The organism is Pseudomonas sp. PDM26 (assembly GCF_019219185.1).
Classification (GTDB): Bacteria; Pseudomonadota; Gammaproteobacteria; order Pseudomonadales; family Pseudomonadaceae; genus Aquipseudomonas.
On sequence record NZ_JAHUWC010000016.1, the window covers coordinates 24,138 to 46,052 of the forward strand.

Annotated in this window: 17 protein-coding genes; 11 read left to right on the forward strand and 6 right to left on the reverse strand. The window is 60.5% G+C overall.

Features of this window, described 5'->3' with window-relative positions; genetic code table 11:
- Window positions 1-3: 3 nt before the first annotated feature.
- The 3 genes from KW849_RS26255 to KW849_RS26265 form a co-directional block, all read right to left on the reverse strand.
- Window positions 4-1,215, reverse strand: a complete 1,212-nt coding sequence (locus tag KW849_RS26255) for an MFS transporter (RefSeq protein ID WP_218432160.1) — start codon at window positions 1,213-1,215, stop codon at window positions 4-6.
- Complete coding sequence (locus tag KW849_RS26260) at window positions 1,205-3,127, reverse strand: IucA/IucC family siderophore biosynthesis protein (protein WP_218432163.1); 1,923 nt, start codon at window positions 3,125-3,127, stop codon at window positions 1,205-1,207. Before KW849_RS26260 ends, KW849_RS26255 begins: the two co-directional genes overlap by 11 nt.
- 112 nt (window positions 3,128-3,239) lie before the next feature.
- The gene (locus KW849_RS26265) at window positions 3,240-4,169 is read right to left on the reverse strand and encodes a LysR family transcriptional regulator (protein ID WP_218432165.1); all 930 of its coding nucleotides are present in this window, start codon (window positions 4,167-4,169) and stop codon (window positions 3,240-3,242) included.
- Window positions 4,170-4,315: 146 nt separating this feature from the next.
- Between KW849_RS26265 and KW849_RS26270 the strand changes: the two genes are divergently transcribed.
- The 4 genes from KW849_RS26270 to KW849_RS26285 all read left to right on the forward strand — a co-directional run bounded on the left by KW849_RS26270 (window position 4,316) and on the right by KW849_RS26285 (window position 8,046).
- Window positions 4,316-5,602: an MFS transporter gene (locus KW849_RS26270; RefSeq protein WP_218432167.1), complete on the forward strand. Its 1,287-nt coding sequence runs from the start codon at window positions 4,316-4,318 to the stop codon at window positions 5,600-5,602.
- 73 nt (window positions 5,603-5,675) lie between these two features.
- Window positions 5,676-6,428, forward strand: a complete 753-nt coding sequence (locus KW849_RS26275; protein ID WP_218432169.1) for a 5-oxoprolinase subunit PxpA — start codon at window positions 5,676-5,678, stop codon at window positions 6,426-6,428.
- Window positions 6,425-7,129, forward strand: coding sequence for an allophanate hydrolase subunit 1 (locus KW849_RS26280; protein WP_218432170.1), 705 nt, complete (start codon window positions 6,425-6,427; stop codon window positions 7,127-7,129). The genes KW849_RS26275 and KW849_RS26280 overlap by 4 nt, the downstream gene beginning before the upstream one ends.
- Window positions 7,126-8,046, forward strand: a complete 921-nt coding sequence (locus KW849_RS26285; protein ID WP_218432171.1) for a biotin-dependent carboxyltransferase family protein — start codon at window positions 7,126-7,128, stop codon at window positions 8,044-8,046. The genes KW849_RS26280 and KW849_RS26285 overlap by 4 nt, the downstream gene beginning before the upstream one ends.
- An 88-nt stretch (window positions 8,047-8,134) precedes the next feature.
- Here the strand turns inward: KW849_RS26285 and KW849_RS26290 are convergent, their stop codons facing one another.
- The gene (locus KW849_RS26290; protein ID WP_218432172.1) at window positions 8,135-9,313 is read right to left on the reverse strand and encodes a VWA domain-containing protein; all 1,179 of its coding nucleotides are present in this window, start codon (window positions 9,311-9,313) and stop codon (window positions 8,135-8,137) included.
- A 12-nt stretch (window positions 9,314-9,325) separates the two neighbouring features.
- Complete coding sequence (locus tag KW849_RS26295) at window positions 9,326-10,171, reverse strand: MoxR family ATPase (RefSeq protein ID WP_108218537.1); 846 nt, start codon at window positions 10,169-10,171, stop codon at window positions 9,326-9,328.
- 205 nt (window positions 10,172-10,376) lie between these two features.
- Here KW849_RS26295 and KW849_RS26300 point away from each other — a divergent pair, with 205 nt between their 5' ends.
- The 5 genes from KW849_RS26300 to KW849_RS26320 all read left to right on the forward strand — a co-directional run bounded on the left by KW849_RS26300 (window position 10,377) and on the right by KW849_RS26320 (window position 14,878).
- Entirely contained in the window at window positions 10,377-10,607 is a 231-nt protein-coding gene (locus KW849_RS26300) for a DUF4160 domain-containing protein (protein WP_218432173.1), read from the forward strand.
- Window positions 10,595-11,095: a DUF2442 domain-containing protein gene (locus KW849_RS26305; RefSeq protein ID WP_218432174.1), complete on the forward strand. Its 501-nt coding sequence runs from the start codon at window positions 10,595-10,597 to the stop codon at window positions 11,093-11,095. The genes KW849_RS26300 and KW849_RS26305 overlap by 13 nt, the downstream gene beginning before the upstream one ends.
- A 249-nt stretch (window positions 11,096-11,344) precedes the next feature.
- Window positions 11,345-12,319 (forward strand): cysteine synthase A, encoded by a 975-nt coding sequence (gene cysK, locus KW849_RS26310; protein WP_218432175.1) that lies wholly within the window; start codon window positions 11,345-11,347, stop codon window positions 12,317-12,319.
- Between the two features lie 265 nt (window positions 12,320-12,584).
- Window positions 12,585-13,523 carry an aspartyl/asparaginyl beta-hydroxylase domain-containing protein gene (locus KW849_RS26315; RefSeq protein ID WP_218432176.1) on the forward strand — a complete coding sequence of 313 codons (939 nt, stop codon included), beginning with the start codon at window positions 12,585-12,587 and terminating at the stop codon, window positions 13,521-13,523.
- Between the two features lie 491 nt (window positions 13,524-14,014).
- On the forward strand, window positions 14,015-14,878 hold the full coding sequence (locus tag KW849_RS26320; protein ID WP_218432177.1) for a DMT family transporter: 864 nt from the start codon (window positions 14,015-14,017) through the stop codon (window positions 14,876-14,878).
- Window positions 14,879-14,976: 98 nt separating this feature from the next.
- On the opposite strand, the gene KW849_RS26325 is transcribed toward KW849_RS26320, so the two are convergent.
- Window positions 14,977-15,885: a DMT family transporter gene (locus KW849_RS26325; RefSeq protein WP_218432179.1), complete on the reverse strand. Its 909-nt coding sequence runs from the start codon at window positions 15,883-15,885 to the stop codon at window positions 14,977-14,979.
- A gap of 159 nt (window positions 15,886-16,044) precedes the next feature.
- Here KW849_RS26325 and aceK point away from each other — a divergent pair, with 159 nt between their 5' ends.
- Window positions 16,045-17,763 carry a bifunctional isocitrate dehydrogenase kinase/phosphatase gene (gene aceK / locus KW849_RS26330; protein ID WP_108218543.1) on the forward strand — a complete coding sequence of 573 codons (1,719 nt, stop codon included), beginning with the start codon at window positions 16,045-16,047 and terminating at the stop codon, window positions 17,761-17,763.
- A gap of 231 nt (window positions 17,764-17,994) precedes the next feature.
- Window positions 17,995-21,906: an ATP-dependent RNA helicase HrpA gene (hrpA, locus tag KW849_RS26335; protein ID WP_218432180.1), complete on the forward strand. Its 3,912-nt coding sequence runs from the start codon at window positions 17,995-17,997 to the stop codon at window positions 21,904-21,906.
- The last annotated feature ends 9 nt before the right edge of the window (window positions 21,907-21,915 follow it).

Consider the following 21,915-nt stretch of genomic DNA (forward strand, 5'->3'; position numbering starts at 1 on the left):
TTTTTAGTCGTGATAAGTGTTGGTAGACAGGATTGCGGGGTCAGGTGTGGAGGTGAATGAGCGCACCCAGCGGATCCCGATGGCGGCCAGTGCGTAGGTCAACGCCACCAGCCAGAAACTGTGGGCCAGCCCGACCAGCCCCATGCCGATCCCGCCGAGGACGGCACCGAGCAGAGCGCCAGCCTTGGCCGCGCTGTTGCCCAGGCCGAGGGCAAAACCCTGCTGGCTTGAAGACACGGTGTTGGCGATCAGCGCATAGGCGACGGGGAGCAGTGCGCCTTGCCAGATGCCCCAGACCATCCGGCTGACGAGAAAACCCAGCCATTCGCTGGCCAGTGCCGTGGCCGCGAGCGTCAAGGCGCAGAGCCAGGCAACGCCTTCGATGACGCGCAAGGTGTAAGCCGGCTGCCAGCGGTCGAACAGACGCCCCCACAGCGGTGCGGAGATGGCCAGGGTCGCGGCGCTCGCCGCGTAAGTCGCGCCGATCAGCCAGCCCGGCGCATGCAGAATGTCGGCGACATACAGCGCGTAGAAGGGTTGCGGCATCATTTTCGCGGCTTGTATCAACACGATCACCAACAGGATTCCACCGAGCCAGCCTTTAGGCAGGGCCACCGGCGCAACCGGATTCTTTGTCGAGGCTCGCGCCTTGTCAGCCGGCAGGAAAAAACTCCCCAGTGCGCACAGCAGGCAAATCGCCGTCGCGCCATAACAGAGCAGGGCAAACCCCGAGATGTCCATCAGCCAGCCGCCCAGTACCGGGCCGATCAACGAGCCGACAGCGGTCGCCGATTGCAGGCGGGCCAGGGTGTGTCCGCGCCGGGAACTGTCGCAGCCGGCCAGGGCATAAGCTTGCGCGGCGGCGATAAACCCGGCCAATGCGCCCTGCATCACGCGAATGCCCACCAGCAGCCACGGATCGAGGGTAATCGCCGCCAGTCCCTGGCACAGCGCAAGTGCCAGTAACGCCCGAACGATCATCGGCTTGTGCCCGGTGCGATCACCCAGCCGTCCCCACGCCGGCGTCAGCAGCATGGCCGCCAGCATCGGGCCGGCATAGACCAGCGCCGATAGCAGCGCGGTGTAGCCGGCGCCCTCTGGCCCAAGCAGATGCTGGATCTGCAAGGGCCAGAACGGGCCGCTCATTTCCATGGCACCCATGGAGACAAACTGGATGACGATCAGCAGTCGCAACGCACGACCATCAGCGAGCATCGGCGTTGGTTCGCAGCGGATTACTCAGGCGTCCGACGATGTCGGCGTGGCTGTCATGCAAGCGCATGCGCATGAATGATTTGGCCGGCCAATCCTGCTCCAGCAGGGCCTGACGCTCGCTTTCCCAGCGTCCCGGTTCGACGTGCTCGCGCACGCTCTCGAAGCACTGTTCAACGTGCGTGGCCAAGCGCTCCCAAAGGCTATTTTCCGGCACATTCCAGTGGCGGGCGCAGAGCAACGTCAACTCACCGAGGTGGCACATGAACGTGGTGTGCAGGAGCTTGTCGCGAACAAAACCGGCGTCGTCGTACAGGGTCATTTTCGGATCGTGCAGCTGGATATCCAGCCCCTTGGCGTGCAGGGTTTTGCGATCGATGCGAATGTCGCCGAAGTCACGCAGCAGCAACCGATTCAACTGCCCGTCAGCGCCCATCACCATGAAGCTGTTTTGCTGGTGCGCTTCGAACGCCACGCCATACATCAGGTAGATGCCCAGCAGGCTCGGGACGGCAATCGACAGGTAATCGTCGAAGAGCGCCAGCATGGCGTCGCTGTCGTCACGGCCCTGAGCCAGTTGCACCCAGTCACGCAGCAACGGTTGTTCGAATTCGTTGACGGCGAACAGGCTGCCGACCGGCACGGCCAGTTCGCCTTCTTGCAGCAGGGTCAGCGGGTTGTCGCGGTACAACACGGCGGCATGCCGGGACCGTTCGTCATTGGCCGGTTGTGGCGCGTAGTGCATGCCGATGCGCTCCGGCACGATGTTCAGCAGGCGCTGAATTTGCGGTTCGTGATCGAGAATCTGCAGTAGCAGTTGGCTGATGCGCGGTCCCATCCGGGCCGAGCGCGGCGACACGGTGCGCTGCACGCTGGTCAGGCGCAGGGCCACCGGCAGTTTGACCATCGGCGCGACGCGGCTGGCCTCTGGTACGACTGTGCGGAAGGACATGGTCGGGTGACCGGTGAAGGCAACGATGTCGGTCACGATCAGCAGGTTGTCGGCGATCTCGCCGGCGAACGAATTGGGCAGCTCTTCATTGGCTTGCCATGGGTGCGACGGCAGCGGGAGGTAGTCCGTTGCCTCCAGGCCCCGTTGCTGCAAATGGCGCTGCAATTGTTCGGCGGCCTGCGGGAAGTGGCCCTGCCACCAGTCCCAGTAATCGGCGGTGCCAGCCAGTGATTCGACGTGGGTGTACTGACGGTGCAGGGCGCACAGCACAATCGGAAAACTCGCTTCGAATTCCGGCGAGAAAGCGATGACCTGCGCAGCGCTCAAGCCCAGTTTGGTCTTGTAGTTCGGATGCCAGGGGTGGCCGAGCGTGCCCCACTGTTCGAGCAATGACGTCGGGTTCTGGTGGTCGGGGCTGGCTTTGAGCCAGGCGAACAGATTGTCGTTGTGCTCGGTGTCGATCTGCTCTCTCAGGCGCTCGGTCCATCCATGGTGGAACGCCAGGCACAGGGTGTCGTTGCTGTAGCTATCGTCCAGCTCGCGGGCCAGACGTTCCAGTACCTGCGGGGAGGCGGGCGGGTTGAGCTGAGTGCTGAGGTGAGCGAGCAGTTCGCTGGGCAACTGGATTTTGTGCGGCAGGCTGTCGGAGGTGTGCAGGACGATGCTGCCACGCACGTCCCAGCTGTTCATTCTTCCGCCCGTCAGGTGGTCGAAGCAAAGCTGCGCACCGTCGCCAAGCGGCAGCCAGCAACGACTGTTGTCGTCGTACTCGCAGGCGTCGGGGTTGATCAGACCTTCGCGAAACAGCGCCTGGATCAGGCGTTGGAAGCAGCGCTGGGCGGCGGGCTCCAGGGCATTGCTCAAATGGTCGAGGGTGATGCGGTGGGACTGGAAGGCAGGAGTGCCGAGTGCTTCGCTCCAGTTTGAGAGCAATTGCTGCTGTTTTTGCGTGTAAGCGCGCATCGAGTCCGACTCCTTCTGGACAGTGGATTAACTGAATGCGCGCAGAGAATACATTTTTCAAATTATAATGCAAATGATAGCAATTCCTACTTGTAGTGTGGAGAACTCCTTTTCAGAGGCCGGCCAAGGGTTTGCTCAAGACCATGTAGCGCTCTCCCACCTTCCGCGCATACTCCTCCAGCACCTGCTGACACAAGGCCACAATCTCCTCGACCCACTCAACGCCCACCCGCCACGACACCACCACCTGCAGGTCGGGTGGTCGCTGATCGATGTCCAGCAAGGTCAACTCGCCGCGCGCCAGTTCCTCGGCCACCAGCACCGGCGGCAACGCGCCGATGCCAAAGCCATCGCGCAGCAGCCGGGTAATGGCCGACACCGAGTTGACGCAGTTCAACCGTGGCGTCATCACGCCATTGGCCTGCATCAGGGCGAGCACTTCCTGATGCGGGTGGGAGTTTTTCGAGTAGGTGATGATCCGCTCATTCGCCAGATCGGCGACGCCTGAATACTCCCGGTTGTACAGGGAATTGCTGGCCACAATCCAGCCCATGGGGTGGCTGGCCAGTTCCAGGCTGCGCACGCTTTCCTGGCGTAGCAGGTCGGTTTGCAGGATCACATCGAGAAAGCCTTTTTGCAGCTGATCGCAGAGGTTGAGCGAGGTATCGGCCACCAGCTCGATTTCCACCAGCGGGTAGTGATCAGTCATCTGCGCCACCAACGGGCTGAGCCAGGTATGGATCACCGTATCCATCACGCCGATGCGTACCCGTCCGGCCTTGCTCGAGCGGGTCTCGATCGACTGCTTGAGTGCCTGCATGGTGTCCAGCATCTGCTCGGCGTAATCGAGCACTTTGAGGCCTTCCGGGGTCAGGCTCACGCCGCGCGAATCCCGCAAAAACAGCTTTACCCCGAGCTCGCCTTCAAGCACCGCAATTCGGCTGGAGATCGAGGCCTGGGTGGTGAAGAGCTTGTCGGCGGTCAGGCGGAAACTCTTGAGTCGGGCAACCCAGACGAAGGTCTCGAGAAACTTCAGGTTCATGGGATAAAGATTTCTTATGTCTAAGGCGGGTTTTTATTAGTTGGACGCAGCAGGGGCGCGCGTCCAAGAATCGACGCATCCGGTTCCCACGATAGGCGTCGTCGGGGCTCAGAACAATACCAATAAAATCAGCGCGGAGATTTGCCATGAGTGCGCCCGACACCCCCGTCATCCAGAAAGTCTCGGCCCGCCCGGGACCTTTCGACTGGTATCGCAACATCAATCAGCAGGAACGCCGCACCTTCTGGAGCTGCAAGATCGGCTATGGCCTGGACGGCATGGACACCCAGATGCTCAGCTTCGTGGTGCCGACCCTGATTGCGATGTGGGGCATCACCACCGGCCAGGCCGGGCTGATTCATACCAGCACCCTGATCGCTTCGGCCATCGGTGGCTGGGTGGCGGGGATTCTCTCCGATCGCATTGGTCGTGTGCGCACCCTGCAACTGACCGTACTGTGGTTTGCCTTCTTTACCTTCCTCTGCGGCTTTGCCCAGAGCTATGAGCAACTGCTGATCGCACGGACCCTGATGGGCTTCGGTTTCGGCGGTGAGTGGACGGCCGGCGCGGTGCTGATCGGCGAAGTGATCCGTGCTCAGGACCGCGGCAAGGCAGTGGGCATGGTGCAGTCCGGCTGGGCGCTGGGTTGGGGGCTGACGGCGATTCTGTATGCGCTGCTGTTCTCGGTGTTGCCACCGGAAGACGCCTGGCGTGCGCTGTTCATCCTCGGCATCGTGCCGGCGATCTTCGTGATTTTCGTCCGCCGTCTGGTCAAGGACCCGGAAATCTATCGTGAAGCCAAAGCGAAACAGGAGCCGGGCAACCCGTCGAAGTTCTACGAGATCTTCGCCCCCGGCATGCTCTTCACCACGATTCGCGCTTCGTTGCTGACCACCGGTGCGCTGGGCGGTTACTACGCGATCACGTCCTGGCTACCGACTTTTCTGAAGAACGAACGCGGTTTGAGCGTACTCAATACCAGCGGTTATCTGGCGATGGTGATCATCGGTTCCTACGTCGGTTATGTCATCAGCGCCTATTTGACCGACATCCTCGGCCGCAAAAAGAACTTCATCCTGTTCGCTGTCGGCTCGTTCACCATTGTGTTGCTGTACACCCAACTGCCGGTCAGCAACGGCGTGATGCTGTGGCTGGGCTTCCCGCTGGGCTTCTTCGCCTCGGGGATCTTCAGCGGCATGGGCGCGTTCCTGACCGAATTGTTCCCCACGCGCATTCGCGGTTCAGGCCAGGGGTTTTGCTACAACATCGGCCGGGCGCTGGCGGCATTGTTCCCTCTGCTGATCGGCCTGCTCAGCCAGACCGTGCCGCTGAGTGTGGGCATTGGTGCCTTTGCGGCGGTTTCCTACGGTGTGGTGATCCTCGCGGCCCTGAGCCTGCCGGAAACCCGTGGCAAGCAACTCGACGCCCGGTAACTGATAACCTGCGGGCTTGTCCTACAGATATGTCCCGCAGCTAAAAAGATTAATGCCTACAGGAGTGTTCAGCGTGAGCCGCCTGCTATTGAACTGCGACATCGGCGAGAGTTTCGGCAACTGGACCATGGGTCTGGACGCAGAAATCATGCCCTTTATCGATTGCGCCAACATCGCCTGCGGTTTTCACGCCGGCGACCCGAGCGTCATGCGCAAGACCGTCAGCCTGGCCCTTAGCCACGGTGTGCAAGTTGGCGCGCATCCGGCCTATCAGGATCTGGTGGGATTCGGCCGTCGCTCCATGGCGTATGCCACCCAGGAGCTTCAAGACATTCTGCATTACCAGATCGGCGCCCTCGACGGCATCTGCCGGGCCCAGGGTGGTCGGGTCAGTTACGTCAAACCCCATGGCGCGATGTACAACGACATGATGGCCAACCCGGCGCAGTTGCGCGCCGTGCTGCAAGCGGTGGCGTCCTATGACCGCAACCTGCCGCTGATGTTGATGGCAACCCGCGACAACAGCGCCGCGCAACAACTGGGTGATGAATACGGCGTGACGCTGTGGTTCGAGGCCTTCGCCGACCGCGCCTACGACAGCGCCGGCAGGCTGGTGTCGCGACAACTGCCGGGAGCGGTGCATCACGACCCGCAAACAATTATCGAGCAAGCGCTGACCATTGCCCGTGGTGACAACCTGACCGCCAGCGACGGCAGTGCCCTGCATTTGCAGGCCAATACCCTCTGCGTGCACGGCGACAACGCCAGTTCGGTCGCTGCCGTGCAACGCATCCGTGAAGCCTTGAACCGGCAGAGCGCGTCATGAAACTGCGGGTGGAAGTGGTGGCGCTGGATTGCCTGATGGTGCGCCTGTTCGATGAAATTGCCGAAACCAACATGCCGTGGATGCTGGCGGCCAGTGAAAGTCTGCGGGCGGCGTTCGCCGGGCATCTGATCGATCTGGTGCCGTCCTACACCACCTTGATGGTGCATTACGATTTGACCGCGCTGAGTCCCGCCCAAGCCCGGGAGTTGATTGCCGAAGCGTTGATCGATCTGTCGCCCAACGCTCATGCCCGCGGTAAATGTCATGTGTTGCCGGTGTGGTACGACTTGAGCGTCGGACCGGAGCTGAACCTGTTGTCGCAGCGCAGCGGGTTGGCGGTGGAGGAGGTGATCCGTCGTCACAGCGAGCGTGAATATCAGGTGTTCGCCCTGGGCTTTGCGCCGGGCTTCGCCTTCATGGGGCTGGTGGAAGAGGTACTTGCCGCGCCGCGTCTGAACACGCCACGCAAGAAAGTCGCGGCCGGCAGTGTCGGCATCGCCGAACGGCAGACGGCGGCTTACCCGGTGGTGTCGCCGGGCGGCTGGAACCTGATTGGCCGCACGCCGGCCAAATTGTTCGATCGCAACCGTGACGGCTACAGCCTGATGCAACCCGGTGACACCGTACGGTTCGAAGCGATCGGCCATGCCGAGTTCATTAACCTGGGCGGTGACGACACGCCACTGGAGGCCCGGGGATGAGCCGTCTGACGATTGAAGCGAGTACGCCGCTGTGCCTGTTGCAGGATGCCGGTCGATTCGGCGTGCGGCATCTGGGCGTGACCCAGGGCGGAGCGGCCGATTGGCGTTCGATGTCCTGGGCCAACTGGCTGCTGGGCAACGGGCTGGATGCGACGGTGATTGAAATCACCCTCGGCGGATTCACCGTGGTGGCCGAGGAGGAATGCGTGCTGGCCTTGGCCGGAGCGGATCTGGGCGCGCTGGTGGACGGCGAGGCACTGGCACCGTGGCGCAGTTTCAGGCTGCACAAAGGTCAGCGTTTGCAATTCACCCGGCCGTTGCTCGGCGCCCGGGCCTATCTGGCGGCGCCGGGTGGGTTTGATGCACCGAAAGTGCTGGGCAGCAGCGCGACGGTGGTCCGTGAGGAACTCGGCGGCCTGGACGGTATGGGCCATGCGCTGGGTAAGGGCGCGTCATTGAGCTATTCGGGCAACTCGGTGATGTTGCTGCGCGAAATGACCGCAGACCAGCGGCCGGACTTGAACCTTGATGCCCCGTTGGGCCTGGTCCTCGGTGCACAGATCGGTGAGTTCAGCGGGCAGAGCCTGTTCGACGCGTTCAATAGTGTGTGGAAGCTCGACAGCCGCGCCGACCGCATGGGCATTCGCCTGTTGGGTACGGCGCTGCAGTACCAGGGCAAACCGATGATTTCCGAAGGCATTCCGTTGGGGGCCGTGCAGGTGCCGCCGGACGGGCAGCCGATCGTGTTGCTCAATGATCGGCAGACCATTGGTGGTTACCCGCGTCTGGGAGCGTTGACGCCGCTGGCGCTGGCGCGATTGGCGCAGTGTTTGCCGGGGGCGCGGGTGCGGTTGCGGCCGGTGGTGCAGGAGGTTGCGCATCGCGAACAAGTCGAGTATTTGCGCCGGTTTATTTGAAGATCAAAAGATCGCAGCCTGCGGCAGCTCCTACAGGGATCGGTGTAGGAGCTGCCGCAGGCTGCGATCTTTCAGGGCCGTCACGCGGTTATTTGGAAAGAAACCGCATCCCTTCCTCCAACCCTCGGAGGGTCAACGGATACATCTGGTCCTCGATCAAATCGCGCACGATGTTGGTCGAGGAGGTATAGCTCCAGGTGTCCTTCGGGTACGGGTTGATCCAGATGAGCTTCTTGTACTTCTCCTTGAACCGCTGCATCCACACGTAACCGGCTTCTTCGTTCCAATGCTCGACGCTGCCGCCCGGCTGGGTGATTTCGTAGGGCGCCATGGCGGCGTCGCCGATGAAGATCACTTTGTAGTCGGCGCCGTACTTGTGCAGCAGGTCCATGGTCGAGGTGCGCTCGGAGGTGCGGCGCATGTTGTTCTTCCACACCGATTCATAAATGAAGTTGTGGAAATAGAAGTACTCCAGATGCTTGAACTCGGTCTTGCAGGCCGAGAACAGCTCCTCGCAAATCTTCACGTGGGCGTCCATCGAGCCGCCGATGTCAAACAGCAGCAACAGCTTGACGGTGTTGCGCCGCTCCGGCCGCATCTGGATGTTCAGCAAGCCGGCATCCCTGGCGGTGTGATCGATGGTGCCATCGATGTCCAGCTCTTCCGCCGCCCCCTGACGGGCGAACTTGCGCAGGCGGCGCAGGGCGACCTTGATGTTGCGCGTACCCAGCTCGACCGAGTCGTCGAGGTTCTTGTATTCGCGCTGGTCCCAGACCTTGGCCGCCTTGCCCTGGCGCTTGCCGGCATCGCCGACCCGAATGCCTTCCGGGTTGAAGCCGCCGGAGCCGAACGGGCTGGTGCCCCCGGTGCCGATCCACTTGTTGCCGCCGGCGTGGCGTTCCTTCTGTTCTTCGAGGCGTTTCTTGAACTCTTCGATCAGCTTGTCGAGGCCACCGAGGGACTGGATCGCCGCCCGCTCTTCTTCGGTCAGCGAGCGTTCGAACTCCTTGCGCAGCCAGTCTTCGGGGATCAATGCCTGAAGATGATCGTCGAGCTTTTCCAGGCCATTGAAGTAGGCACCGAACGCCCGGTCGAACTTGTCGAAATGCTTTTCATCCTTCACCAGGATCGCCCTGGACAGGTAATAGAACTCGTCCATGTCGGCGAAGGTCACGCGCTGTTTCAGCGCGTTGATCAGGTCCAGCAGTTCACGCACCGAGACCGGCACCTTGGCTGCGCGCATTTCATTGAACAGATTGAGCAACATGGCATCAGCCTCTTAGCGGGTGCCGCGACGGCTCATGAACGCCAGACGCTCCAGCAATTGCACGTCCTGTTCGTTTTTCACCAGCGCTCCAGCCAGCGGCGGGATGGCCTTGGTCGGATCGCGCTCGCGCAGCACCGCTTCGCCGATGTTGTCGGCCATCAGCAACTTCAGCCAGTCCACCAGCTCGGAGGTCGAAGGCTTCTTCTTCAGGCCCGGCACCTTGCGCACGTCGAAGAACACGTCCAGCGCTTCGCTGACCAGGTCTTTCTTGATGTCCGGGTAGTGCACGTCGACGATCCGCTGCATGGTCACGCGGTCGGGGAAGGCGATGTAGTGGAAGAAGCAGCGACGCAGGAAGGCGTCCGGCAGCTCTTTCTCGTTGTTGGAGGTAATGATGATGATCGGGCGCTTCTTGGCCTTGATGGTCTCGTCGATCTCGTAAACATAGAACTCCATCTTGTCGAGTTCTTGCAGCAGGTCATTGGGGAATTCGATGTCGGCCTTGTCGATTTCATCGATCAGCAGGATGACCCGCTCTTCGGATTCGAAGGCTTCCCAGAGCTTGCCCTTTTTCAGGTAGTTGCGAACGTCGTGGACCTTTTCCGTACCGAGCTGCGAATCGCGCAGGCGGCTGACCGCGTCGTACTCATAGAGGCCCTGGTGAGCCTTGGTGGTGGATTTGATGTGCCAGGTGATCAGCTTGGCGCCAAAGGATTCGGCCAGTTGCTCGGCGAGCATGGTCTTGCCGGTGCCCGGTTCGCCCTTGACCAGCAACGGCCGTTCCAGGGTGATGGCGGCGTTGATCGCCAGCTTCAGGTCATCGGTGGCGACGTAGGCCTGGGTGCCTTCGAACTTCATCTGCTAATCCTCGAACGGTAACGCCGACCTGTACGAGGCAGGGCGGGGGCGCAATAAAAGAGTCAGCCCCGACTATAACGCGGTGCCCGGTCGACTGTGAACGCAGACGGCTTATTCAGTCTCTGAATGGAGCGTCACATCTTGACTCAGTCTCGGTTGCTGGCCAGTATGGAGATATCGCCATTTTGGCGATAGCATTCCGGGCATGTCTACAAAATACCGATTTCGAGATACATATCGCATTCAGCTACGCGAAAAGGATCATCCACCGCCACACGTTCATCTGACGGGTGGCGGGCTGGACGTCATGCTGAGCCTGGAAACTGTCGAAGTGATGGTGGGCAAGGCGCCGCCGCTGATTATCAAGGAGGCGCTGGAGTGGGTCAGGGCTCATCAGGCGCAATTACTGGAGGATTGGAAACGATGCTACCCATGAAACGACCACGGCTATCGGCAGTGCAAGCGTTGCCGGATTATCGTTTGGCGCTGACGTTTATCGATGGCCAGCAACTGATGCTCGATTTGAGCCGCGACCTGCATGCCTATCCAGGCCTGCGACCTTTGCAGGGAGTCGCTTTTGAATATGCAGCGTTGGGTGATGATGGCTGGAGTGTCGAATGGCCTGAACTCGATATCCAGATGGGTGCAGACACCCTCTACCTGGATGCCCTGGCGCAAAATGCAGCCGACGAAAACACCCGGATCTTTATCGATTGGCGTGCTCGCACCGGGTTACCGCTCAATCAGGCCGCTGAAGCGCTGGGGGTCAGTACCCGCAGCATCACCCGGTACAGTAGTGGCCGAGAAGCGGTGCCGCGATCGTTAGCCTTGGCCTGCCTGGGTTGGGACTTCCTGCAACAGCAATCGAATGCGCCCCGTGCGGCGCAGGACACTGGCCGGTACATCGTCACGCGCAAAAGTTAGCCTGCATACAGCTTGAGCCGTTCATATCGCGCATTGAACGCAGGGATGAAACCATTGCGTAAAATCTGCAAAAAAGCCTGGTGCGCGGTGGTATTCATGTTCGCTGGTGGTTTGGAATCGAGTGGCAAATCTCTGGCAATCCAAAGCCACTGGCTGCACTGATAAGCGGACGTTCGGCCCGACTGGACGCCTGCGGGCAAGAGGCTTACCTTGATGCCCTATTTCAATGCTGTCGTTAAGGACCCAGCCATGAGCCGCATTTTCGTTGACAACGCCCACTCCATCGGCAACACGCCGCTGGTGCAGATCAATCGCATTGCGCCGCGTGGTGTGACCATCCTGGCCAAGATCGAAGGGCGCAACCCGGGTTACTCGGTCAAGTGCCGGATCGGCGCGAACATGATCTGGGATGCCGAGAGCAGCGGAAAACTCAAGCCGGGCATGACCATCGTCGAACCCACCTCCGGCAATACCGGCATCGGCCTGGCCTTCGTGGCCGCCGCCCGTGGCTACAAGCTGATGCTGACCATGCCGGCGTCCATGAGTATCGAACGCCGCAAGGTGCTCAAGGCACTGGGTGCCGAACTGGTGTTGACCGAGCCGGCCAAAGGCATGAAGGGCGCCATCGAGAAAGCCGGTGAAATTGTTGCCAGCGACCCGTCGAAGTACTTCATGCCAGCGCAATTCGACAACCCGGCCAACCCGGCCATCCACGAAAAAACCACGGGCCCGGAAATCTGGAACGATACCGACGGCGCGGTCGATGTGCTGGTGGCGGGCGTCGGAACCGGTGGAACCATCACCGGAGTTTCGCGATATATCAAGAATACCCAGGGCAAGCCGATACTCTCGGTGGCGGTGGAGCCGGCGGTGTCACCGGTGATCACTCAGGCCCTGGCTGGTGAAGAGATCAAGCCGAGCCCGCACAAGATCCAGGGCATCGGTGCCGGTTTTGTGCCGAAGAACCTCGATTTGTCGATCGTCGATCGGGTGGAGTTGGTCAGTGACGAAGAGTCCAAGGCCATGGCCTTGCGCTTGATGCAGGAAGAAGGAATTTTGTGCGGGATCTCTTGCGGCGCTGCCATGGCAGTGGCTGTTCGGCTGGCCGAGACCCCGGAAATGCAGGGCAAGACCATCGTCGTCATCTTACCGGATTCCGGTGAACGTTATCTGTCGAGCATGCTGTTCAGTGATCTGTTTACCGAACAGGAGAATCAGCAGTAAACGCTAAACATTCGCGAATTGTGGCTGGCGGTGATGATTGAGGCGTTATCGCTGGCTGCGATCTATTGATCGGGGCCGGTTGATGATCGATTTGCATCAGCCAATGTTCAGGCATCTCGTGCTAATAAATGCTTTGTTGCACATTCATTAATAATGAATGTTGAAAAGTGCAGGTTTTTCGCCGGATCGGTAGTGTTTATCATGCCAGCATCCACGTCGGGCAATGGACGTGGCGCAGTGTCGCTTATCTTCAAAGGAGTTGTTGATGACCTTATCGTTTGCCGCGAAGGCCTTGTTGTTGCTGCTGTTTCTCGGCAGCACCCTCTATGTGCATTTGCGTGGCAAGGCGCGTCTGCCGGTGTTGCGCCAGTTCGTTAACCATTCGGCACTGTTCGCACCCTATAACGCCTTGATGTACCTGTTTTCCGGTGTGCCCTCGAAACCGTATCTGGATCGCAGCAAGTTCCCGGAACTGGATGTGCTCAGGGACAACTGGGAAGTGATTCGCGATGAAGCGATGCACTTGTTCGACGAGGGCTATATCCGTGCGGCGGCAAAGAACAACGACGCCGGCTTTGGTTCGTTCTTCAAGAAGGGCTGGAAGCGTTTTTACCTCAAGTGGTATGACAAACCGCTGCCTTCTGCCGAAACCTTGTGTCCAAGAACCGTGGAACTGGTCAGTAGCATTCCCAATATCAAGGGCGCCATGTTTGCGCTGCTGCCGGGCGGCAGCCACCTCAACCCGCATCGCGATCCGTTTGCCGGTTCCCTGCGTTATCACCTGGGGCTGTCGACACCGAACTCCGACGATTGCCGCATCTTTGTCGACGGTCAGGTTTACGCCTGGCGCGATGGGGAAGACGTGATGTTCGACGAAACCTATGTGCACTGGGTCAAGAATGAAACGCAAAAGACCCGCGTCATCCTGTTCTGCGATATCGAGCGTCCACTGAGCAACCGCCTCATGACCCGCATCAATCGCAGTATCAGCGCATGGCTGGGTCGCGCCACCGCCCCTCAGAATCTGGACGACGAACGTGTGGGCGGGATCAACAAGGTCTACGCCTGGAGCAAGAACTCCAGCGATAAATTCAGTGGTGTGGTCAAACAATGGAAGCGGCGTAATCCCAAGGCCTACCGCGTGATGCGCCCGGTTTTGGCGGTGGTGGTGCTGACGTTGTTGGGGTATTGGTTGTTTGGCTGAAGCCGGATACAGAACAGAAAAACCGCTCGTTGTGAGCGGTTTTTTTATTTCCGGGGAATCCCGGGCAACCTCTCCAACCGCACAATGCTGATTCTGTGCCAGCTGTCATTACTGGTCTTTTGACCGAGTCGTTGCAATCCATGTCAAACGCTGGTTATAGTTGGCGCCGGGTGAGTTTCGGACTCACTTTTTTATCCCTCGAGCAAAGATCAGCCCAATGCGTTCATCCCTCATCAACGCGGTAGTCGATTCAGCGGTCAACGCTGGCGTCGTACCGTGCGGGAATCAGCAGCCCGGGCAGATCAGTCATTACCCCCCACCTGTCAGTAGCACACCGGTGTGCGCAGTCGTATCACCGCCAGGCGTTGGCATTTCGGGCTGATCAGCTTTCATCTGCTGCTTCCATGCCCTTATCAAAAACGTTCGCCTGAAAAACTACTGAATTTCAGCTTTTGCTGAGTTGGCTTTTTGCCTGACTACAGGTGGTATTCATGTTTGTCCTTTCGAAAAAGTCCGCGCTCGCGGCGGCGTCCACGAGCCTGTTCGTTCTGCTGTGGAGCAGTGGGGCGATTTTCTCCAAATGGGGGCTGGCCCACGCGTCGCCCTTCGCCTTCCTGATGTTTCGTTTCGTCATCGCGCTATGCGGTCTGGTGTTGCTGGTGCCGTTGCTCAAGCTGAAGTTGCCCAAGGGCGGTAAACCGATGCTGTATGCGATGGCCACCGGCGTGGTGTTGTTGGGGGCTTATCAGATTTTTTATCTGCTGGCCCTCGACCTTAAAGTCACGCCCGGGGTGATGGCGACCATCATGGGCGTGCAGCCGATCCTCACCGTGGTGCTGATGGAGCGTCAGCGTTCCTGGAGCCGCATGTTCGGACTGGCCCTGGGGCTGACCGGGTTGATCATGGTGGTCTATCAGGGCATCGGTCTGGCCGGGATGTCGCTGGCCGGGATGCTTTTCGGTCTGCTGGCGCTGGCGAGCATGACGTTCGGTTCGATCATGCAGAAACGCATCACCGACAATCCCCTCGGCACGCTGCCGGTGCAGTACCTCGCGGGGCTATTGTTGTGCGGAGTGTTCGTACCCTTCCAGCCGTTTCACTTCGAACACGGCAGCGGTTTCATCCTGCCGGTGCTATGGATGGGGCTGGTGGTGTCGGTGCTGGCGACGCTGTTGCTCTACCGCTTGATCGCCCGGGGCAATCTGGTGAATGTCACCAGCCTGTTTTACCTGGTGCCTGCGGTAACGGCGGTGATGGACTATCTGATCTTCGGCAATCGGCTGGCGATGTTGAGTCTGTTCGGCATGCTGCTGATCATCGTCGGCCTGGTGTTCGTGTTCCGTAAAACCGCGTAATTGCGTGCAAACCCGATAAGGCCTGGAGCAATGCTCCAGGCCTTTGTGATTTTTGGCGTCTGATCAGCCGCGAAGGCGTCATCCGCAACGCAACAATTCTACCGGTCAGCCACCAAACCCGATTTCACAGCAGCCGGCTTCAACACCAACCACAACGCCAGCGCAATCAACAACCCGCCATACACATGCGCCATCGACAAGGGTTCATCGAGAAACATCGCACCCCATAACACCCCGAACGGCGGGATCATGAAGGTCACGGTCGACGACTTTACCGGGCCGATCGAGCTGAGCAGCCGGAAGTAGATGATGTAGGCAAACGCGGTACACGCCAGCCCCAACCCCAACAGTGACAACCAGACCTTCCAGCCGCCCCAGCTTTCCGGTGGCTGGCTGATCACGCTGTAGCCGAACAACGGCAATATGAACAGGGTCGCTCCCAGCATGCTGCCCAACGCCGACAGTCGACTGTCGAGCCCACCGGCCTGGTCAAGCCAGCGCCGGGCGAGAAACCCGGCGAAGCCATAACAGGTGGTGGCGAGCAGGCAGGCGAGGGCGCCCATCAGCAGTTGCATGTCGAACGCCACGGGACCGGCGCGGGTCAGGACGCCGACGCCAAGCAGTCCGAGGAATACTCCGCTGAGCTTGGCGGCGCTGAGTCTTTCATGGAAGAACAAGCCGCCGATCAGCACGCCCATCAACGGCGTGGTGGCGTTGAAAATCGCTGAGTAACCGGCCGGCAGCACTTGCGCCGCGACCGAGTAGAGCGTCGCCGGGATGCCGGAGTTGATCACCCCGAGCAGCATCACGGTCTTGAGTTTGCCTTTGAAATCCCAGCTGATGCGCATCAGGCCAAGAATCACCAACAGTCCGGCCGCGGCAATCGACACGCGGAAAAACGCCGTGGGAATCGTGCCGATCACTGGAGCGATGATGCGCATGAACAGAAAACTCGCACCCCAGATGGCCGCCAGTGACAGTAAACGAAAAATATCGACGGGATTCACAGCGAGGTCCTTCCTTGATGGAGGGGCGAAAGTGTTGCTGAGCGTGTGGTCGATGGCAACCGAAAACCGGACATTCAATTCGCCCGGAAAATTACGCTTCTCCTGCACCCGGTTCACTGGCTAAGCTCAAGCCTCCCGAATTCCCGCAGAGGTCTCACCATGCCGCAGCAATGGCCAGCCGCCGACATCGCCCGTTTGATCCTCGATGGCTTTGACGATTACCGCGAGCATTTCCGGCAGATCACCGATGGCGCCCGGGCCCGCTTCGAACAGGCCCGGTGGCAAGAGACGCAATCGGCGTCGGCGGCGCGGATCAATCTGTACGAAGAAAAAGTCGGTGAAACCGTGGAGCGACTACGCACCGCGTTTGACCCAGGCACCCTGGACGTCAGCTGCTGGCCGCTGGTCAAAAGCGCCTACATCAGCCTGATCGACCTGCGTTTCGACGATGAGCTGTCCGAGACCTGGTACAACTCGATCTTCTGCGGGCTGTTCAGCCATGACCTGATCAGCGACGGCTGCATGTTCATCCACACCACCCGGCCGAGCCTGCGCCGTGCCCGGGCCGCGCAAACCCGCACCTACAAGCCGCAAGGACAATTGTCGGCGATGCTCGCCAGCATCTTCGCCGACTACCGCTTCAGTGAGGATTACGCAGACCTGCCCGGTGACCTGAAGCGCCTCGAAGCGCAGTTGCGCGAGAACCTGCCGGATTGGGTGTGCAAGGACCCGGAGCTGAGCGTCGAGCTGTTTTCCTCGGTGCTGTACCGCAATAAAGGCGCGTACCTGGTGGGGCGCATCTACACCGCCGACGAGCAGTGGCCGCTGGCGATTCCATTGCTGCACCTTGAAGGCCGCGGCATCCAGATCGATGCGCTGATCACCGACGAAGCAGACGTGTCGATCATCTTCTCCTTCACCCGTTCGTATTTCATGGTGGATGTGCCGGTGCCGGCGGAGTTCATTGGCTTCTTGCGGCGTATCCTGCCGGGCAAACACATTGCCGAGCTGTACACCTCGATTGGTTTCTACAAGCACGGCAAGTCGGAGTTCTACCGGGCGCTGATCAATCACCTGGCCAACACCGACGACCAGTTCATCATGGCCCCCGGTGTGCGCGGCATGGTCATGAGCGTGTTCACCCTGCCGGGTTTCAACACCGTGTTCAAAATCATCAAGGACCGTTTCTCGCCGTCGAAAAACGTCGACCGCGCCACGGTGATCGAGAAGTACCGTTTGGTGAAGAGTGTCGACCGCGTCGGACGCATGGCCGATACCCAGGAATTCGCCGACTTCCGTTTCCCGCTGAGCAAGTTCGACCCAGCGTGCCTGGAGGAACTGCTGGAAGTCGCACCGTCCACGGTATCGGTCGAAGGCGACACCGTGCTGATCCGTCACTGTTGGACCGAGCGCCGCATGACCCCGCTGAACCTCTACCTGGAAAACGCCAACGAGGCGCAGGTGCGCGAGGCCCTGGAGGATTACGGGCTGGCGATCAAGCAACTGGCGGCGGCCAACATCTTTCCCGGCGACATGCTGCTGAAGAACTTCGGCGTCACCCGTCACGGTCGTGTGGTGTTCTACGACTATGACGAGATCTGCTTTCTGACCGAGGCCAACTTTCGCCACATCCCGGCACCGCGCACCCCCGAAGACGAAATGGCCTCTGAACCGTGGTACTCGATCGGGCCGCTGGACGTGTTCCCGGAAGAGTTTCCGCCATTCCTGTTTGCCGATTTCGGGCAACGCAAGTTGTTCGATCAGTTGCATGGCGAGTTGTACAACGCCGATTACTGGAAGAGCCTGCAAGAGGCGATTCGGGCGGGGAAGGTGATCGATGTGTTTCCGTATCGGCGCAAAGGCCTCGATAACGAATAGCTCTGCCTGGTGAAGACTCTGTGGCGAGGGAGCTTGCTCCCGCTGGGGTGCGAAGCGCCCCCTATACCAGGCACCGAGCAGTTTCAGGCAAACCGCAATGGCCGGATTGCGACTGCTGCGCAGCCGAGCGGGAGCAAGCTCCCTCGCCACAACAAGCCCCTTGGCCACAGAGGTTGCCAAATCTGCGACAATCGGCACCTTGCACCACTAGACGACTGAATTGCGTACCCGATGACCGACGAATCGCCCTCCATCGACAAACTGCTGAAAAACCTCGATCACGCCATGCTCGCCGACCGCCACCGGCTGCGGCGGCAGTTGCTTGAGCTGCGCAAGAAACCCGACGAGGCCAGGCTGGGCCAGTGGGTGACGCGGATGCAGGCGTCCTGCGATCAGGTGCTGGCGCGCAAGGCCAGCCTGCCGGTGATTCGTTACGACGACAGCCTGCCGATCGCCGCCAAGCGCGACGAAATCAAGAAGGCGCTGGAAAAGCACCAGGTGCTGATCATCGCCGGTGAGACCGGCTCGGGTAAGACCACCCAGTTGCCGAAGATCTGCCTGGAAATCGGTCGCGGTCAGCATGGCCTGATCGGTCACACCCAGCCGCGGCGGATCGCTGCGCGCAGCGTCGCCAGCCGGGTCGCCGAAGAGCTCGGCACGCCGTTGGGCGCACTGGTCGGTTATCAGGTGCGTTTCGAAGATCAGAGCGATTCCAACACCCTGATCAAACTGATGACCGACGGTATCCTGCTGGCCGAAACCCAGAACGACCGGTATCTGGAACGCTACGACACGATCATCGTCGACGAAGCCCACGAACGCAGCCTCAATATCGACTTTCTGCTCGGCTACTTGAAAACCCTGCTGCCGCGTCGTCCCGACCTGAAAGTCATCATTACTTCGGCGACTATCGACCTCGAACGTTTCTCTAAACACTTCGATGACGCGCCAATTGTCGAAGTCTCCGGCCGTACCTTCCCGGTGGACACCTGGTATCGTCCGCTGACGCTGGAGCAGGACGAAGAGGGCAACCGCGTCGAGGACGACCTGACGGTGGATCAGGCGATCCTCGCCACCCTCGACGAAATTGCCGCCCATGAACGTAGCGAACGCCGCAGTCCCGGTGACGTGCTGGTGTTCCTGCCGGGTGAGCGCGAGATTCGCGACGCCGCCGACATGCTGCGCAAGGCTCAGCTCAAACACACTGAAATCCTGCCGTTGTACGCACGATTGTCGCCGGCCGAGCAGCAGCGGATTTTCCAGTCGCACCCGGGCCGTCGCGTGGTGCTGGCGACCAACGTCGCGGAAACTTCGCTGACGGTGCCGGGCATTCGTTACGTGATCGACAGCGGCACCGCGCGCATCAGCCGTTACAGCTACCGCGCCAAGGTCCAGCGCCTGCCGATTGAAGCCATTTCCCAGGCCAGCGCCAATCAGCGTAAAGGTCGTTGCGGGCGGGTCGAACCGGGCATTTGCGTGCGTCTGTACAGCGAGGAGGACTTTCTCGGTCGCCCGGAATTTACCGATCCGGAAATCCTGCGGACCAACCTCGCGGCGGTCATTTTGCAGATGTTGCACCTGCGCCTGGGCGAGATCACCGCGTTCCCGTTTATCGAGCCACCGGATGGCAAGGCCATCAGTGACGGTTTCAACCTGCTGCAAGAGCTCTCGGCGGTGGATCGCAACAGTCAATTGACCCCGCTCGGTCGCCAATTGGCGCGCTTGCCGGTGGACCCGCGCATGGGCCGCATGTTGCTGGAAGCGGCGAAACTCGGCAGCTTGCAGGAAGTGCTGATCGTTGCCAGTGCCATGTCGATCCAGGACCCGCGCGAGCGCCCGCCGGAGCGTCAGCAAGCGGCGGATCAGGCTCACGCGCAATGGAAAGATGCCGACTCGGATTTCGCCGGGCTGGTCAATCTGTGGCGCGGTTTCGAAGAGCAGCGCCTGGCGCTGACTACCAATCCGTTGCGCAATTGGTGCCGCAAGAACTTCCTGAATTACCTGCGCCTGCGCGAATGGCGCGACTCCCATCGTCAGCTGAGCCTGATCTGCCGCGACATGCAACTGAGCCTCAACAAAGAGCCGGCGGACTATCCGAAACTGCACAAAGCGGTGCTGGTGGGGTTGCTGAGCCAGATCGGGCAGAAAACCGAAGAGGGCGATTACCTCGGCGCGCGTCAGCGGCGGTTCTGGATTCATCCGTCGTCGGGTATCGGTAAAAAGCGTCCGCAGTGGCTGATGACCGCCGAACTGGTGGAAACCACCAAGCTCTATGCGCGCATGGTGGCGAAGATCGATGCCGACTGGATCGAGCCACTGGCCGGGCACCTGATCAAGAAAAACCACTTCGAACCCCATTGGGAGAAGAAGCGCGGCCAGGTCGTGGCGTTCGAACAGATCACCCTGTTCGGCTTGATCGTGGTTGGGCGTCGGCCGGTGCATTACGGCCCGGTGGACCCGGTGGTATCCCGTGAGTTGTTCATCCGCGAAGCACTGGTGCGTGGCGAAATCCAGTCGAAGGCCAAGTGCCTGACGGCCAACGAGCAGTTGCTGGAGCAACTCGACGAACTGGAAGCCAAGGCCCGTCGCCGCGACATCCTCGCCGACGAAGAAACCCTGTACGCCTTCTATGACGCGCGATTGCCGGCGGAGATCCATCAGACGGCGACCTTCGACAGTTGGTATCGGATCAACTGCCAGAAAGACCCGCAGCTGCTGATCATGCGCGAAGAAGACGTGCTGGCCCGCGAAGCCAGTGAAGTCACCGCCCAGCATTACCCGGATACGCTGCATATCGGCGATCTGGAGTTGGCCCTCAGTTATCACTTCGAACCCAACCATCCGCGCGACGGTGTGACCCTGCGCGTGCCGGCGCCGCTGTTGCCGATGTTGCCACCAGAACGCCTGGAATGGCTGGTGCCCGGTGTTATCGAAGCCAAGTGCATTGCCCTGGTGCGCAACCTGCCCAAGGCTCTGCGCAAGAATTTCGTACCCGTGCCGGACTTCGTCAAAGCGGCCTTGCAACGCATGACATTTGCCGAGGGCTCACTGCCTCAGGCTCTGGGGCGCGAGCTGCTGCGCATGACCGGCGCGCGGGTCAGCGACGAAGCCTGGAGTGAGGCGGCGCAGCAGGTCGAAAGCCATCTGCGGATGAACCTGGAAATCGTCGACGCCCAGGGCAAGTTCCTCGGTGAAGGTCGCGATCTGGCCGAACTGACGGCGCGTTTCGCCGAGGCCAGCCAGGCGGCATTGGCGGTGCCGCAAACCGCGAAGAGCCAGCAGCCGGTGGAGCCGAAAGTATTCGCCGCCGTGGCCGAGAAAACCCAGCAGAAGATCGCCGGGCTGTCGATGACGGTGTATCCGGCGCTGGTGGAGGAAAGCGGTACGGTCAAGGAAGGGCGTTTTTCGACGCCGGCCGAGGCCGAGTTCCAGCATCGTCGTGCCCTGCAACGCCTGCTGATGCAGCAACTGGCCGAGTCGGCCAAATTCCTGCGCGGCAAATTGCCGGGGCTGACCGAACTGGGCCTGTTGTACCGCGACATGGGGCGCGTCGATGCGCTGGTGGAAGACATACTGCTGGCCAGCCTCGACAGCTGCATTCTTGAAGGTGAAGACCCGCTGCCACGCGATGGTGCCGGATTGGCGTCGCTGGCCGAGCGCAAACGTGGCGCCTGGACCGAGCACGCCGAACGCGTGGCGAAGCTGACCCTGGAAATCCTCAAGCTCTGGCACGGCTTGCAAAAGCGCTTCAAGGGCAAGATCGATCTGGCGCAAGCCGTGGCCCTGAACGATATCAAGCAACAGCTCAGCCACTTGGTCTATCCGGGGTTTGTCCGGGAAACACCGATGCAGTGGCTCAAGGAGTTGCCGCGTTACCTCAAGGCCATCGAGCAGCGCTTCGAAAAAATCGGTGCCCAGGTGCAGCGCGACCGGGTCTGGAGCGGCGAATTGAGCGGCCTGTGGACGCAATACCAGACCCGCGCCAGCAAACACGCCCAGGAAGGCAAGCGCGATCCGCAGCTGGAGTTGTATCGCTGGTGGCTGGAGGAATATCGGGTTTCGCTGTTTGCCCAGCAATTGGGGACCAAGGTGCCGATTTCCGACAAGCGCCTGAACAAGCAGTGGAGCCAGGTCGAGCCTTGACCTGATCCC